This window comes from Pseudomonas fluorescens, from assembly GCF_902498195.1.
GTDB lineage: Bacteria > Pseudomonadota > Gammaproteobacteria > Pseudomonadales > Pseudomonadaceae > Aquipseudomonas > Aquipseudomonas fluorescens_BU.
The window spans coordinates 351,398-367,132 of record NZ_CABVIY010000006.1 but is presented as its reverse complement, the minus strand read 5'-3'; the positions used below and the strand labels follow the sequence as shown (position 1 = coordinate 367,132).

The window sequence follows — 15,735 nt, the reverse complement described above, 5'->3', positions numbered from 1 at the left end:
TCGATAGGCAAACCTCGTACGTCTCGTTATAGCCAATGCAATTGATTCGCATCTCTCTGAGTGCCAATCAGCACCTATAAAGATTCGTGCGACACGGAGCGCTATCGATGTCCTCTCGCCTTACCCGCCAGTCCTCTTCCCCCTCCCGCGTGCTGTCGCTGCTGACCGCCGCCATCCTGATGGCCGGCACCGCGCCGCTCATGGCCGCCACGGCCGAGCAGCCCAGCCGCAACATGGGGGATTACTCGTTCGCCATCGCGCCGCAATCGCTGGTCTCGGCACTCAATGCCTTTACCGCCGTGACAGGCTGGCAGGTGGGCTTGCCGGCAGAACTGGCGCAAGGCGTTTCTTCACCGGGTGCACGCGGCTCGCTACCGCCGGAAAAAGCCCTGGATCGCCTGTTGGTGGGGACCAACCTGAGCTATCGCAAGCTGGGCAACAACAACATCGTGCTGGAGCGGCGCACCATCGCCGGGGCCCTCAACCTTGAACAGCTGACCATCAGCGCCACCCGCCAGGAACAGGACGTGAGCAGCGTGCCCAGCACCGTCACCGTTCAAACCCGCGAAGACCTCGACCGCAACAACGTCAACAACATCAAGGATCTGGTGCGCTACGAGCCGGGGGTTTCGGTGGGGGGTGCCGGCACCCGCGCTGGCCTTTCCGGCTACAACATCCGCGGCATCGACGGTGACCGCGTGCTGACCCAGGTCGACGGCGTTCAAGTGCCCGACGGCTTCTTCAACGGTCCGTATGCCCAGACCAACCGTAATTATGTCGACCCGGAAATCGTCAAGCGCGTGGAAATCCTGCGCGGTCCGGCGTCGGTGCTGTACGGCAGCAATGCCATCGGGGGCGCTGTCAGCTACTACACGCTCGATCCGGACGACATCATCAAGCCAGGCCAGGACGTCGGCGCACGCTTGAAGACCGGCTACAGCTCCGCCGATGACAGCTGGCTGACCTCCGGCACCGTGGCGGGTCGCACCGGTGACTTCGACGGCCTGCTGCACCTGAGCCAGCGTAACGGGCATGAAACCGAATCCTACGGCGAAACCGGCGGCACCGGCCTGAACCGCACCGAAGCCAACCCCGAGGACGTGCGCACCACCAATGTCCTGGCCAAACTGGGCTGGGACTACGCCGACGACGCGCGTTTCGGATTGACCTACGAGCACTACAAGGACGACCGCGACACCAATCAGTTGAGCGCCGTGGGCGGGCCGTTCAACGCCGGGCGCGGTTTCGGTTATTACAAATCACGTACCGGCAACGATACCATCACCCGTGAGCGCTTCGGGCTGGAGCACAATTTCAGTCTGGATAGCGCCTTGGCCGACAACATCAAATGGTCGCTGAACTATCAGATCGCCAAGACCGACCAATTCACCCAGGAAATCTACGCGCCCCCCGCACGAACGGTGCTGCGTAACCGTGATACCACCTACAAGGACCGTCAATGGGTGTTCGATGCCCAGGCTGACAAGGCCTTTGCCATTGCCGACACCGAGCACCTCGTGACCTACGGCACCACCCTCAAGCAAGACAAGGTCACCGGCCTTCGCACGGGTACCGGCACCTGCCTGACCGTGGCCGGCGCTTGCCGCGTCATCGGCGCTGTCAGCCCTACCGATACCCTGACCCCGGCCAGCGACTTCCCGGACCCGACCGTCCACACCTACAGCGTGTTCGCCCAGGACCAGATCGCCTGGAACGACTGGACCTTCGTGCCGGGCCTGCGCTACGACTACACCCAACTCAAGCCACACCTGACGGACGAGTTCCTCGCCACCGCCGACCAGAGTGGCAACGGTGAAGTCAACGATGACACCAAGACCTGGCATCGCCTGTCGCCAAAATTCGGCACCACCTACAGCTTCAACGACAACTACACCTGGTATGGCCAATACGCCGAAGGCTTCCGCACGCCGACCGCCAAGGCCCTGTATGGTCGCTTCGAAAACGTGGCCGGAGGCTATCAGGTCGCGCCGAACCCCGACCTGGAACCGGAAAAGAGCAAGAGCTATGAAACGGGCCTGCGCGGCCGGTTCGAGGCGGGCACTTTCGATGTCGCGGTGTTCTACAACAAATATCGCGACTTCATCGACGAGAACGCCATCACCCCCGGTTACGACGAGACCACGTTCCAGAGCAACAACATCAAGCACGCCACCATCAAGGGCGTGGAGCTCAAGGGCCGCCTGAACCTGGATACCTTCGGCGCGCCAAACGGCCTGTACACCCAGGGTTCGGTGTCCTACCTGTACGGTCGCAATGACGACAGCGGCCAACCGCTGAACAGCATCAACCCGCTGACCGGCGTGTTCGGCCTGGGTTATGACCAGGAGCAATACGGCGCCCTGCTCAGCTGGACGCTGGTCAAGCGCCAGACCCGGGTAGACAGCACCAGCTTCAACACGCCGGACGGCACCAGCACCCAGTTCAAGACCCCTGGCTTTGGCGTGCTCGACCTGGCCGGGTTCTACAAGGTCACCGACGACGTAACGGTCAATGCCGGCCTGTACAACCTGACCAACAAAAAATACTGGCAGTGGGACGATGTGCGCGGCTACGACAGCGTCGGCGAAGCCTCGGTGACCCAACCGGCCAACCTCGATCGCCTGACCCAGCCGGGCCGTAACTTCGCGATCAATCTGGTTTGGGATATCTGATTCAGCCCACCTCGTGCGCGACTTGATGCACGCCGCGCAACGAGGAATTTTTACTGTCATGCGTCAGCTCATTCGTCTTGTTACCAGGCACTTCACTTTCTCAAGGATTTCCCATGACTCAGGACACAGCCCAACGCCCGGCCTTGCGCTCGCAACGCCTGAACCAGATCACCCACGAACCCCATAGCAAGCTCGACGCCCTGGTCAAAGCCCACGCACCGTTCGAAACCCAGGCCAATTTCGCCCGTTTCGTCGTGGCGCAGTACCTGTTCCAGTCGGAACTGGTCGCGCTGTACAACGATACCGAACTGACCGCCATTGTCCCGGACCTGCCTGCACGTTGCCGTGCCGAGGCCGCCAAGGCTGACCTCGCAGACCTGGACACCGACGTACCGGCGCCGGTTACGGGAGCGGTGAACAACCCAAGCAAAGCCGAGGCATTGGGCTGGCTCTTCGTCTCCGAAGGTTCGAAGCTGGGTGCGGCATTCCTGATCAAGCGTGCCGTGGGACTAGGCCTGAGCGAAACCTTCGGCGCCCGTCACCTGGGCGAACCCGCCGGTGGCCGCGCGCAAGGCTGGAAAACCTTCGTCAAGACCCTCGATGAGCTGGAGCTCAGCGCCGAGGAAGAAGCCGAACTGGACAAAGGCGCCATCGATGCCTTCAACCACTTCACGGTGTTGCTGGAGCAGGCTTACACCCCAGAACTCGTCTGAGGAAACACACCCCCTGTGGGAGCGGGCTTGCTCGCGAAAGCGGAGTGTCAGCCAACATTGATGTACCTGACACACCGCATTCGCGAGCAAGCCCGCTCCCACAAGGGACCGAGTCAGCCGCTGGATTCCGATCAAGCCTCAAAATGCCTGCCACCTCCAAACTCACCCGCCTTCTCTTTGGCCTGCTGGCCTACATCAGCCTGGGCATCGGCCTCATCGCCATCGTCATTCCTGGCCTGCCGACCACCGAGTTCATCCTGCTCGCCGCCTGGGCTGCCACCCGCAGTTCGCCGCGCTTGAGTGCGTGGCTGGAAAATCACCGGTTGTTCGGACCAATCCTGAGCAACTGGCGCAACGGCAAGATCATCGCGCGCCGGGCCAAGGTCAGTGCCACCGCGAGCATGCTGTTGTGCGCCACGCTGATGCTGGTGATGCTCGACCACGGTTGGCCTATCTACCTGGCGATTGCCGGGATGGGGCTGGGAAACCTGTGGATCTGGTCGCGGCCGGAATCTTCGCCCCAGCCCTCCTGATCCTTCCCGCGATTTTTCCTGTTTTTTATCGCTTTTCGGCACATTTTACCGCGCAAACGTTCAACAACTACCGTTCGTCGGATCACCCCTCATGCAACCCTCTCCCCACGCCGATGCGCCATGAATGACGCTGAAAGGACTTGGCGTATCGAGTCGAGCCCGACTCACCGCCAACACTCATCCATTCGCGAGTTCGCCCTATGTTCGACTCACTGTCCATCCGCCTGAAAACTGTCCTGCTCTCCGGTCTGTGCCTGTTAGGCGTGGTCGCGCTGATCGTGACCATGAACTTCTACCAGACCAATCAGAACGATGAACTGGTCAGCGATTCCAGCAGCCGAATGCTCACTTCCAGTGTGCAGAACCTGCTCCAGGCCAAGGCCGCCGAACAAGCGGTGCGGGTGCAGAAGACGTTTGGTGAAACCCTGACCGTGGTGACCGCCCTGGCGGATCAGATCAAGGACATGCGCAACATGGCCGCCAAGCGTTCGCTTGAGCCCGGCGCCCTGCGCGAAGAGTTGAACCAGAGCCTGAAAACCGCCTTTGAACGCAACGCTAAAGTGCTGGGCATCTGGCTGGCTTTCGAACCCAACGGCCTGGATGGCAAGGACAGCGAGTTCGTCGGTGACGCCGCCCGCCAGTCGAACGAGATCGGCCGCTTCGCGACCTACTGGAGCCGTGCCGGGGGTGAAGCGCTGAACACGATCATGGTCGAAGAGGACATGACCAAAACCACCCTGAACCTCAGCGGCACGCCCTACAACGTCTGGTACACCTGCCCTCGGGACAGCAAGCGCACCTGCCTGCTCGACCCTTATGCCGATACCGTCGGCGGCAAGGACGTGTTGATGACCAGCATTTCCGTGCCGCTGCTGGTGGAAGGCAAGGCCATTGGCGTGGTCGGTATCGACATCGCCCTCGATGCCCTGCAAGCGGCGGCGGTCGACTCCCAGCGCGAGCTGTTCAACAGCGCGGGCCACATGCTGATCGTCTCAGGTACCGGGGTGATGGCGGCTTACAGCATCGATCCGGCAAAAGTGGGCAAGAGCATCGGCGACACGCTGGGCGCGGTCGGCAAGGACGTCCTGCAGTTACTCGGCGCGGGCGCACCGAAAATTCTCGAACAGGGTGACCTGATCCGCGCGGTCTACCCGGTCAGCCCGATCAATGACTCCAAGCCCTGGGGCGTGGTGATCGATTTGCCCAAGCAAGTGCTGCTGGCCGATTCGGTGAAACTGCAAGAGGTGCTCGACGATGCCCAGCAAACCGGCACGATCAAGGCCGTGGTCGTTGCAATCATTGCCGGGCTGATCGGCCTGTTGCTGATCTGGCTCACCGCCTCGGGCGTCACCCGGCCGATCAACAGCGTGGCCCAGATGCTCAAGGCAATTGCCAGCGGCGACGGCGACCTGACCCAACGCCTGCACTACAGCAAGAAAGATGAACTGGGCGAGCTGGTCAGCTGGTTCAACCGCTTTCTCGACAAGCTGCAACCGACCATCGCGCAGATCAAGCAGAGCATCACTGACGCCCGCGGCACCGCCGACCAGTCTTCGGAAATCGCCCGCCAGACCAGCGAAGGCATGCAGGTGCAGTTCCGCGAAATCGACCAGGTCGCCACCGCCTCCAACGAAATGAGCGCCACCGCCCACGATGTCGCCAACAGTGCGTCGAACGCAGCCAGTGCCGCCAAGGGCGCCGACCAGTCGGCCCGTGATGGCATGCAGATCATCGAGCGCAGCACCCGCGACATCAATCAGCTGGCCGACGAGGTCAGCAAGGCCGTGACTGAAGTCGAAGCGCTGGCGGTGAACAGCGAGCAGATCGGCTCGGTGCTGGAGGTGATCCGCAGCATCGCCGAACAAACCAACCTGCTGGCACTGAATGCGGCAATCGAGGCCGCCCGCGCCGGGGAAAGCGGTCGCGGCTTTGCGGTGGTCGCCGATGAGGTGCGCAACCTGGCCAAGCGTACCCAGGATTCGGTAGAGGAAATTCGCCTGGTGATCGAACGCATCCAGAGTGGCACTCGCGGCGTGGTCGCCACCATGCATTCGAGCCAGACCCAGGCCCACAGCAATGCCGGGCAGATCCAGCAAGCGGTCCAGGCCCTGAGCAAAATCAGTGACGCGGTCACCGTGATCAGCGACATGAACCTGCAAATCGCCAGCGCCGCCGAACAGCAAAGCGCGGTGGCCGAAGAGGTCAACCGCAACGTCTCGGCGATCCGCTCCGTGACTGAAACCCTGACCGGACAAGCCACCGAATCGGCGCAGATCAGCAGCCAGCTCAACCACCTGACCACCCACCAGATGAAACTGATGGACCAGTTCCGGGTGTAGCCCACCCGACACTAACCCAATGTGGGAGCGGGCTTGCTCGCGAAAGCGGTGTGTCATTCAACCAATCAGGGGAGTGACCCATCGACTTCGCGAGCAAGCCCGCTCCCACAAGGTTTTCATCAAGCCAACTGGTTTTTTGTTCTATGCTCGGGCTCTCGTTCCGGAGGGCCTTCGATGACTGATTTACTCACGTCCATTCAAGCCGCACTCGGCTTGCCGCACACGCCAATCCCGTTCACCGCCACCGGCGCCTTGCCCTCGGCGTTCGCCGTCACCGACCTCGCCAGCGCCAGCATCGCTGCCGCCGGCCAGGCCATCAGCGAATTATTGCAGCAACAAACCGGACGCTTGCCCGGTCTCGAAGTAGACCGGCGCCTCGCCTCGTTCTGGTTCTCCAGCTCGATCCGCCCAGTGGGCTGGAGCGTGCCACCGTTGTGGGACCCCATCGCCGGTGACTATGCCGCCAGGGATGGCTGGATTCGCCTGCACACCAATGCCCCCCATCACCGCGCTGCCGCCGAATCGGTGCTGGGCGCCTGCGTCGACCGTGCGGCGGTGGCCAGCAAAGTGGAGCAATGGGCCAAGAGCGATCTGGAGCAAGCCGTAGTCGATGCCGGTGGCTGCGCCGCCGAGATGCGCACTTGGGAACAGTGGCAGATGCATCCGCAGGGTCACGCCGTGAATGCCGAACCGCTGATTCAGTTCAGCCATCACGGCAGCGCCAATACCCAACCGTGGCAAGGCTCGGTGGCGCAACCGCTGGCCGGAATCAAGGTGCTGGATTTGACCCGCGTACTCGCCGGCCCCGTCGCCAGCCGCTTTCTCGCGGGACTTGGCGCCGACGTCCTGCGTATCGACCCGCCCACCTGGAACGAACCGGGCGTAGTGCCGGAAATGACGCTGGGCAAGCGTTGTGCACGCCTGGACCTGCATGACAACGCCGACCGCCGTGTGTTTGAACACCTGCTCAAGGACGCCGACATCCTGCTCCACGGCTACCGCACCGATGCGCTGGAAGGACTGGGATACGGTGTCAACGAGCGGCAAAAACTGGCCCCTGGCCTGATCGATGTGAGCCTCAACGCCTATGGCTGGAGCGGCCCGTGGCAGAACCGTCGCGGCTTTGACAGCCTGGTGCAGATGAGCAGCGGCATTGCCGACGCCGGCATGCACTGGAAGCACGCGGAAAAGCCGACGCCCTTGCCCGTGCAAGCCCTCGATCACGCCACCGGGTATCTGATGGCGGCCAGTGCGATCACGTTGTTGGCAAGGCGCTTGGGCAGCGGGCGCGGTGGATCGGCGCGCCTGTCGCTGGCGCGCACGGCAACGTTGTTGATCGAGCAGGGCCCCGGCCCTGTGCAGACGTTGCGGGCAGAGGATGAAAACGATCAGGGAGTGCTGATTGAACAAACACCCTGGGGCCCGGCGCATCGATTGCATGTACCCCTGAAGATCACCGGGACGCCAGTGCAGTGGGCGATTGCGGCTGCTGAATTGGGTTCTCATCGCGCGCAATGGTGGTGACTGTCCAATCGCTTTCACGAGCAAGCCCGCTCCCACATTTTGATCGCGTCCGTCCCTGCGAACTCGGTCAACCGTGGGAGCGGGCTTGCTCGCGAAGAGGCCGGAACAGTCGATAAAAATTTCGGATCAATCAGGCCGACTCAACGAAGTCCAAAGCAACTGCGCCGCATATCCCCGGTAAGGCCGCCACGCTTCCGCTCGCAACTGCAACTGCCGAGCCGTCACCGCCTCCCCCTCAAGCGCCGCCAACGCATTGATCAACCCCACATCCCCCGTCGGGAATCCATCCATCTCGCGCAACTGCCGCAGGGCAATGTACTGCGCCGTCCAGTCACCAATGCCATATAACGCCAGCATTCGCGCCACCCCGCCCTGCCGATCCGGTTCGAACAACAGCGGATCATCCAGCAACGCCTGGGCCACGCCCGACAACGTGCGGCCACGACTTTTCGGCATTCCCAACGTCGCCAGATCCGCTGCTGCCAACACCTCGGCTTGAGGAAATACATGGGTCAAACCGCCCCGAGGCAAAGCCAGCGGCGCGCCATAGTGCGCCACCAGTTTCCCCGCCAGTTTGATCGCCGCCGTTACCGTGATCTGCTGGCCCAGCACCGCACGAATCGCCAGCTCCAACCCGTCCCACGCCCCCGGCACACGCAACCCCGGACGCTCGGCGATCAACCGCGCCAGCAGTGGGTCAACCGCCAGGTGCCGATGAAAAACGGTCAGGTCAGCATCCAGGTCGAACATCCGGCGCACTCGCACGACGATTTCCGGCACCGCCGCCGGATCGGGAAAATCGAGGGTCAGCGCCAGTGAATCGGCTGTCGCCTGCCGGATCGACAAGCTGCCGTGGACGCCCTTCAAGCCGATGCTGCGCGAGTAAACGCCGTCGACCACCTCTTCGATTCCGGCAATTGCCCGCGCTGACAAAAAACCGAGCATCGCGGGCCAGTCGTAGGGCGGTTGAAATTTCAGCTGCAACTTCATGAGCGCAGTCCCAAGGATGATCAGATTGGCCAGACTATAAAGACAAACTCACTTTTATTGGATAACACCCATTTGCGGGAGGAGCGCCGCACCCACAGGATTTCACCAATCGCCCGCCCCAAGGCATACTTGCCACCCTCCGCATTCCAGAATCCAAACCCGTCCCATGCGTATCCACGTCAGCTTCATCGACCGCGTCGGTATTACCCAGGAAGTCCTGGCCCTGCTCGGTGGGCGCAACCTCAATCTGGATGCGGTGGAAATGGTCCCGCCCAACGTCTACATTGACGCCCCGACCCTGAGCCCGGAAGTCCTCGAAGAGCTGCGCGATGCCCTGTTCAACGTGCGTGGCGTGCAAGCGGTGACGGTGGTCGACATCTTGCCCGGCCAGCGCCGGCACTTGCAGCTCGACGCGCTGCTCGCGGCCATGACCGATCCGGTACTGGCGCTGGACAGTGCCGGCAAAGTTCTGCTGGCTAACCCGGCCCTGATTGCCCTGTATGGCCGCGAACCGGCCGGTGAAAGCGTGGCCGACCTGTTCGCCGACCCGGCGCTGCTCGATGCCTTGCTCGAACACGGCTTTCGCTTGCCGCTGCGGGAAGTCACCGTCAACGGCCAGACCCTGTTGCTGGACGCCACCCCCATCACCGACGCCGGTGCCTTGCTGACCCTGTACCCGCCCAACCGCATCGGCGAACGCCTGTCGGCGCTGCACCACGACCACGCCGAAGGGTTCGACGCGCTGCTGGGCGAATCACCGGTGATTCGCACGCTCAAGGTTCGCGCGCAACGGGTGGCGGCCCTCGATGCGCCGTTGTTGATCCAGGGTGAAACCGGCACCGGCAAGGAACTGGTGGCCCGGGCCTGCCACGCGATCAGCACGCGGCACAACTCACCGTTTCTGGCATTGAACTGTGCGGCATTGCCGGAGAACCTCGCCGAAAGCGAACTGTTCGGCTACGCCCCGGGCGCCTTTACGGGCGCGCAACGGGGTGGCAAACCGGGGCTGATGGAACTGGCCAACCAGGGCACGGTGTTTCTCGACGAAATCGGCGAGATGTCACCGTATTTGCAGGCCAAGTTGCTGCGCTTCCTCAACGACGGCAGTTTTCGTCGGGTAGGCGGCGATCGCGAAGTGAAGGTTAACGTGCGGATTCTCAGCGCGACCCACCGTGACCTGGAAAAAATGGTCAGCGAAGGGCTGTTTCGCGAAGACCTGTTTTACCGCCTCAACGTGCTCAACGTCGAAGTCCCGCCGCTGCGTGAACGCGGCCAGGACATTCTGCTGCTGGCCCGCTATTTCATGCAGCAGGCGTGCGCGCAGATCCAGCGCCCGGTCTGTCGCCTGGCGCCGGGGACTTACCCGGCCCTGCTGGGCAACCGTTGGCCGGGCAACGTGCGGCAGCTGCAAAACGTGATTTTCCGCGCCGCCGCCATTTGTGAAAGCAGCCTGGTGGACATCGGCGACCTCGACATCGCCGGCACCTCCGTGGCGCGCCAGAGCGACCATGACGTCGACAGCCTGGAACAGGCGATGGATGAATTCGAGAAAACCCTGCTGGAAAAACTCTACGTCAGCTACCCCTCCACCCGCCAACTGGCCAGCCGCCTGCAAACCTCCCACACGGCGATTGCGCATCGATTGCGCAAGTACGGGATCCCCAACAAGCCATAGGCATTGGTTCGGATCGCAATCTGATCTTCAACACAGCACCCTGTGGGAGCGGGCTTGCTCGCGAATGCGGTGGATCAGTCACCTTACTGGGTGAATGACACACCGCATTCGCGAGCAAGCCCGCTCCCACAGGATCTGTGTCGCCTTCAAAATCACACCAGAAACGACCTCCACCTGTACTGAAAGCGCTACAGCGGAACGATATCGCTACACCCCTCCCCGATCAGCGCTGCGCAAGGCTTTGATCCACTTCGGCTTTTATCTTCCCTCGCAGCTGTAGCGATTTCGCTACAGCACGTTGATAGACAGACCCCAAATATACTCATAACTATATGATTTATAACGATAAATTAACATTGGCCGCATTCTTGCTTAATTACCCTTCATAAATCAGGGCATTGCCCCAGTATTCCACCGCGTCCACCAGACGAGTCTGGCCCCCTTAGGAGTTCACATGAGCGAATTGCGTTTTACTGAAGATCACGAATGGCTGCGCACCGAAGCTGACGGCACCGTCACTGTCGGCATCACCGCTTTCGCGCAGAACGCACTGGGCGACGTAGTTTTCGTACAACTGCCCGAGCTGCAGTCCTACGACAAAGGTGCAGAAGCGGCGACCGTGGAATCGGTAAAAGCGGCCAGCGGCGTGTACATGCCCCTGGACGGCGAAGTGCTGGAAGTGAACCCGGCGCTGGACAGCAGCCCGGAACTGGTCAACGAAGATCCGCTGGGCGAAGGCTGGTTCTTCCGCTTCCAGCCTGCCGACGCTCAAGCTGTCGCCAAACTGCTGGATCAGGACGCTTACGACCGTCTGATCAAAGCCCAAGCCGAAGCCTGAGGAGCACCGACATGACCACAGTCAACCTGACGACCGCCAACGAATTCATTGCCCGTCACATCGGCCCGCGCGCCGGTGACGAGCAGGCCATGCTCAACAGCCTGGGCTTCGACTCCCTGGAAGCGCTGAGCGCCAGCGTCATCCCGGACAGCATCAAGGGCACCAGCGTCCTCGGCCTGGAAGACGGCCTGAGCGAAGCCGACGCCCTGGCGATGATCAAAGACATCGCCGGCAAGAACCAGCTGTTCAAGACCTACATCGGCCAGGGTTACTACGGCACTCACACGCCGTCGCCGATCCTGCGCAACCTGCTGGAAAACCCGGCCTGGTACACCGCCTACACCCCGTACCAGCCGGAAATTTCCCAAGGCCGTCTCGAAGCGCTGCTGAACTTCCAGACCCTGATCAGCGACCTCACCGGCCTGCCGATCGCCAACGCCTCGCTGCTCGACGAAGCCACCGCCGCCGCCGAAGCCATGACCTTCTGCAAGCGCCTGAGCAAGAACAAGGGCAGCCACCAGTTCTTCGCGTCCGTGCATTGCCACCCGCAGACCCTCGACGTGCTGCGCACCCGTGCCGAGCCACTGGGCATCGACGTGGTGGTCGGCGATGAACGCGAACTGACTGACCTCAGTGCGTTCTTCGGCGCCCTGCTGCAATACCCGGCCAGCAACGGTGACGTCTTCGACTACCGCGCACTGACCGAGCGTTTCCACGCCGCCAACGCCCTGGTGGCCGTGGCCGCCGACCTGCTGGCCCTCACCGTGCTGACCCCGCCGGGCGAATTCGGCGCCGACGTGGCCATCGGCAGCGCTCAACGCTTTGGCGTGCCACTGGGTTTCGGTGGTCCGCACGCGGCGTACTTCTCCACCAAGGACGCGTTCAAGCGTGACATGCCGGGCCGTCTGGTCGGCGTGTCCGTGGACCGTTTCGGCAAGCCGGCACTGCGCCTGGCGATGCAGACCCGCGAACAACACATCCGCCGCGAGAAGGCCACCAGCAACATCTGCACCGCGCAGGTACTGCTGGCCAATATCGCCAGCATGTACGCCGTTTACCACGGCCCGAAAGGCCTGGCGCAGATCGCCAACCGCGTGCATCACCTGACCGCGATTCTGGCCAAGGGCCTGAGCGCACTGGGCCTGAGCGTCGAACAGGAACACTTCTTCGACACCCTGACGCTGAACACCGGCGCGCAAACTGCCGCCCGACATGAGCAGGCACGCGCGCAACAGATCAACCTGCGCGTAGTGGATGCCGAGCGCCTGGGCCTGTCCCTCGACGAAACCAGCACCCAGGCCGACGTCGAAACCCTGTGGGCCCTGTTGGCCGATGGCAAGGCACTGCCAGACTTCGCCGCCCTCGCCGCCTCCGTGCAAGCCACCATCCCGACTGCGCTGGTACGCCAGTCGCCGATCCTCAGCCACCCGGTGTTCAACCGTTATCACTCGGAAACCGAGCTGATGCGCTACCTGCGCAAACTGGCGGACAAAGACCTGGCGCTGGACCGCACCATGATCCCGCTGGGCTCGTGCACCATGAAACTCAACGCTGCCAGCGAAATGATCCCGGTGACCTGGGCCGAATTCGGCGCCCTGCACCCGTTCGCCCCGGCCGAACAAAGCGCCGGCTATCAGCAACTGACCGATGAACTGGAAGCGATGCTCTGCGCTGCCACCGGTTACGACGCGATCTCGCTGCAACCGAACGCCGGTTCCCAAGGCGAATACGCTGGCCTGCTGGCAATCCGTGCCTATCACCAGAGCCGTGGCGAAGACCGCCGCGACATCTGCCTGATTCCGTCCTCGGCCCACGGCACTAACCCGGCCACCGCACAAATGGCCGGTATGCGCGTGGTCGTGACCGCTTGTGACGCCCGCGGCAACGTCGACATCGAAGACCTGCGCGCCAAGGCCATCGAGCACCGCGAGCATCTTGCGGCATTGATGATCACCTACCCGTCGACCCACGGCGTGTTCGAGGAAGGCATCCGCGAAATCTGCGGCATCATTCACGACAACGGCGGCCAGGTGTACATCGACGGCGCCAACATGAACGCGATGGTCGGCCTCTGCGCCCCGGGCAAGTTCGGCGGCGACGTGTCGCACCTGAACCTGCACAAGACCTTCTGCATCCCGCACGGCGGCGGCGGCCCGGGCGTTGGCCCGATCGGCGTGAAATCGCACCTGACCCCGTTCCTGCCGGGGCACGCGCAAATGGCGCGCAAGGAAGGCGCGGTCTGCGCGGCACCGTTCGGCAGCGCGAGCATTCTACCGATCACCTGGATGTACATTCGGATGATGGGTGGCGCAGGTCTCAAGCGCGCTTCGCAACTGGCGATCCTCAACGCCAACTACATTTCCCGTCGCCTCGAAGAGCATTACCCGGTGCTCTACACCGGCAGCAACGGCCTGGTGGCGCACGAGTGCATCCTGGACCTGCGTCCGCTGAAAGACAGCAGCGGCATCAGCGTCGATGACGTGGCCAAGCGCCTGATCGACTTCGGCTTCCACGCCCCGACCATGTCGTTCCCGGTGGCCGGCACGCTGATGATCGAGCCGACCGAGAGTGAATCCAAAGAGGAACTGGACCGCTTCTGCGACGCCATGATCCGCATCCGCGAGGAAATCCGCGCGGTGGAAAACGGCACGCTGGACAAGGACGACAACCCGCTGAAAAACGCCCCGCACACCGCGGCGGAACTGGTCGGCGAGTGGTCGCACCCGTACAGCCGCGAGCAAGCGGTGTATCCGGTTGCGTCCTTGATCGAAGGCAAGTACTGGCCACCGGTCGGCCGCGTCGACAACGTGTTCGGCGATCGCAACCTGGTCTGCGCCTGCCCGTCGATCGAAAGCTACGCTTAAGCATTGAGTGGGGCGGGTTCGCTCGCCCCCCTCAATAACACGCATAACCCTGTAGGAGCTGCCGCAGGCTGCGATCTTTTGATCTTCATCAACAGCAGGATCAAAAGATCGCAGCCTGCGGCAGCTCCTACACAAAGCCCCTCCCGTGATGTCGCGCCTATAACAAGAAACCGGAGAACAACCATGTCGTTAAGCGTGTTCGACCTGTTCAAGATTGGCATCGGTCCCTCCAGCTCCCACACCGTCGGCCCGATGCGCGCAGCCGCGCGCTTCGTCGAGGGCTTGCGCCGTGAAGGGCTGCTGGCAGCGACCACCTGCGTCAAAGTCGAGCTCTACGGTTCACTCGGCGCCACCGGCAAGGGCCACGGCAGTGACAAGGCCGTGCTGCTGGGCCTGGAGGGTGAACACCCCGACACCGTGGACACCGAAACCGTCGCCGCCCGCCTGCAAGAGATTCGCGGCAAAGGGCGCTTGAACCTGCTCGGCGAACACAGCATTGCGTTCAACGAGAAAGAACACCTGGCGATGATCCGCAAACCGTTGGCCTATCACCCCAACGGCATGATTTTTCGCGCATTCGACGCGGCGGGCCTGCAAATCCGCAGCCGCGAGTACTACTCCGTGGGCGGCGGATTTGTCGTCGATGAAGACGCCGCCGGCGCCGATCGCATCGTCGAAGACGCCACCCCCCTGACCTTTCCCTTCAAGAGTGCCAAGGACCTGCTCGGTCACTGCGCCACTTACGGCTTGTCCATCAGCCAGGTGATGCTGACCAATGAAAGTGCCTGGCGCCCGGAAGCGGAAACCCGTGCCGGCCTGTTGAAGATCTGGCAGGTCATGCAGGACTGCGTCGCCGCCGGCTGCCGCAACGAAGGCATTCTGCCCGGCGGCCTGAAGGTCAAACGCCGGGCCGCCGCGCTGTACCGGCAACTGTGCAAGAACCCTGAATCGTCCCTGCGCGACCCGCTCTCGGTGCTGGACTGGGTCAACCTGTACGCCCTGGCGGTCAACGAAGAAAACGCCAACGGCGGACGCGTGGTCACGGCGCCCACCAACGGCGCGGCCGGGATCGTTCCAGCGGTGCTGCATTACTACATGCGTTTTATTCCGACGGCGAACGAAGACGGGGTCGTGCGCTTCCTGCTCACCGCCGCGGCCATCGGCATTCTGTACAAGGAAAACGCCTCGATCTCCGGCGCCGAAGTCGGCTGCCAGGGCGAAGTCGGGGTGGCATGTTCGATGGCAGCCGGGGCTCTGTGCGAGGTTCTTGGCGGCACGGTGCAACAAGTGGAAAACGCCGCGGAAATCGGCATGGAACACAACCTGGGCCTGACCTGCGACCCGATTGGCGGGCTGGTGCAAGTGCCCTGCATCGAGCGCAACGCCATGGGCTCGGTCAAGGCCATCAATGCCGTGCGCATGGCCATGCGTGGCGACGGGCAGCATTTCGTCTCCCTCGACAAGGTCATCCGCACCATGCGCCAGACCGGCGCCGACATGAAAAGCAAATACAAGGAAACCGCCCGTGGCGGTTTGGCAGTCAACATTATCGAGTGCTGATGCGCGCTCATCTGCATCTGCAGCCTT

Annotated in this window: 10 protein-coding genes and 1 pseudogene; 10 read left to right on the top strand and 1 reads right to left on the bottom strand. The window is 62.6% G+C overall.

Features of this window, described 5'->3' with window-relative positions; translation table 11 throughout:
* The first annotated feature begins 107 nt into the window (after nucleotides 1–107).
* The 6 genes and pseudogenes from F8N66_RS23125 (at nucleotide 108) to F8N66_RS23100 (ending at nucleotide 7,781) form a co-directional block, all read left to right on the top strand.
* Nucleotides 108–2,672, top strand: a complete 2,565-nt coding sequence (locus F8N66_RS23125) for a TonB-dependent receptor (RefSeq protein ID WP_150772374.1) — start codon at nucleotides 108–110, stop codon at nucleotides 2,670–2,672.
* A gap of 113 nt (nucleotides 2,673–2,785) precedes the next feature.
* On the top strand, nucleotides 2,786–3,385 hold the full coding sequence (locus F8N66_RS23120; protein WP_150772373.1) for a biliverdin-producing heme oxygenase: 600 nt from the start codon (nucleotides 2,786–2,788) through the stop codon (nucleotides 3,383–3,385).
* Nucleotides 3,386–3,528: 143 nt separating this feature from the next.
* Complete coding sequence (locus tag F8N66_RS23110; protein ID WP_150772371.1) at nucleotides 3,529–3,918, top strand: YbaN family protein; 390 nt, start codon at nucleotides 3,529–3,531, stop codon at nucleotides 3,916–3,918.
* Between the two features lie 200 nt (nucleotides 3,919–4,118).
* Nucleotides 4,119–5,399: pseudogene (locus F8N66_RS32260) on the top strand (HAMP domain-containing protein); the annotation flags it as partial.
* A 102-nt stretch (nucleotides 5,400–5,501) separates the two neighbouring features.
* Nucleotides 5,502–6,257 carry a methyl-accepting chemotaxis protein gene (locus tag F8N66_RS32255; protein WP_412070756.1) on the top strand — a complete coding sequence of 252 codons (756 nt, stop codon included), beginning with the start codon at nucleotides 5,502–5,504 and terminating at the stop codon, nucleotides 6,255–6,257.
* A gap of 174 nt (nucleotides 6,258–6,431) precedes the next feature.
* Nucleotides 6,432–7,781: a CoA transferase gene (locus F8N66_RS23100; protein ID WP_150772369.1), complete on the top strand. Its 1,350-nt coding sequence runs from the start codon at nucleotides 6,432–6,434 to the stop codon at nucleotides 7,779–7,781.
* Nucleotides 7,782–7,907: 126 nt separating this feature from the next.
* On the opposite strand, the gene F8N66_RS23095 is transcribed toward F8N66_RS23100, so the two are convergent.
* Nucleotides 7,908–8,771, bottom strand: coding sequence for a DNA-3-methyladenine glycosylase family protein (locus tag F8N66_RS23095; RefSeq protein ID WP_150772368.1), 864 nt, complete (start codon nucleotides 8,769–8,771; stop codon nucleotides 7,908–7,910).
* A 166-nt stretch (nucleotides 8,772–8,937) separates the two neighbouring features.
* Here F8N66_RS23095 and F8N66_RS23090 point away from each other — a divergent pair, with 166 nt between their 5' ends.
* From F8N66_RS23090 to F8N66_RS23070, 4 genes are all read left to right on the top strand, one after another.
* Complete coding sequence (locus F8N66_RS23090; RefSeq protein ID WP_150772367.1) at nucleotides 8,938–10,446, top strand: sigma-54-dependent transcriptional regulator; 1,509 nt, start codon at nucleotides 8,938–8,940, stop codon at nucleotides 10,444–10,446.
* Between the two features lie 454 nt (nucleotides 10,447–10,900).
* Nucleotides 10,901–11,284 carry a glycine cleavage system protein GcvH gene (gene gcvH, locus F8N66_RS23080; RefSeq protein WP_150772366.1) on the top strand — a complete coding sequence of 128 codons (384 nt, stop codon included), beginning with the start codon at nucleotides 10,901–10,903 and terminating at the stop codon, nucleotides 11,282–11,284.
* Between the two features lie 11 nt (nucleotides 11,285–11,295).
* Nucleotides 11,296–14,148 (top strand): aminomethyl-transferring glycine dehydrogenase, encoded by a 2,853-nt coding sequence (gcvP, locus tag F8N66_RS23075; protein WP_150772365.1) that lies wholly within the window; start codon nucleotides 11,296–11,298, stop codon nucleotides 14,146–14,148.
* A 183-nt stretch (nucleotides 14,149–14,331) separates the two neighbouring features.
* Entirely contained in the window at nucleotides 14,332–15,708 is a 1,377-nt protein-coding gene (locus F8N66_RS23070; protein ID WP_150772364.1) for an L-serine ammonia-lyase, read from the top strand.
* Nucleotides 15,709–15,735: the final 27 nt, after the last annotated feature.

What these genes read in the sequence shown, in the direction of transcription:
- F8N66_RS23120 (WP_150772373.1), top strand. Translation starts at nt 2,786, where the DNA reads ATGACTCAGGACACAGCCCAACGCCCGGCCTTGCGCTCGCAACGCCTG.
- F8N66_RS23070 (WP_150772364.1), top strand. Translation starts at nt 14,332, where the DNA reads ATGTCGTTAAGCGTGTTCGACCTGTTCAAGATTGGCATCGGTCCCTCC.
- F8N66_RS23100 (WP_150772369.1), top strand. Translation starts at nt 6,432, where the DNA reads ATGACTGATTTACTCACGTCCATTCAAGCCGCACTCGGCTTGCCGCAC.
- F8N66_RS32255 (WP_412070756.1), top strand. Translation starts at nt 5,502, where the DNA reads ATGCAGGTGCAGTTCCGCGAAATCGACCAGGTCGCCACCGCCTCCAAC.
- F8N66_RS23095 (WP_150772368.1), bottom strand. Translation starts at nt 8,771, where the DNA reads ATGAAGTTGCAGCTGAAATTTCAACCGCCCTACGACTGGCCCGCGATG.
- gcvP (WP_150772365.1), top strand. Translation starts at nt 11,296, where the DNA reads ATGACCACAGTCAACCTGACGACCGCCAACGAATTCATTGCCCGTCAC.
- F8N66_RS23090 (WP_150772367.1), top strand. Translation starts at nt 8,938, where the DNA reads ATGCGTATCCACGTCAGCTTCATCGACCGCGTCGGTATTACCCAGGAA.
- F8N66_RS23125 (WP_150772374.1), top strand. Translation starts at nt 108, where the DNA reads ATGTCCTCTCGCCTTACCCGCCAGTCCTCTTCCCCCTCCCGCGTGCTG.
- F8N66_RS23110 (WP_150772371.1), top strand. Translation starts at nt 3,529, where the DNA reads ATGCCTGCCACCTCCAAACTCACCCGCCTTCTCTTTGGCCTGCTGGCC.
- gcvH (WP_150772366.1), top strand. Translation starts at nt 10,901, where the DNA reads ATGAGCGAATTGCGTTTTACTGAAGATCACGAATGGCTGCGCACCGAA.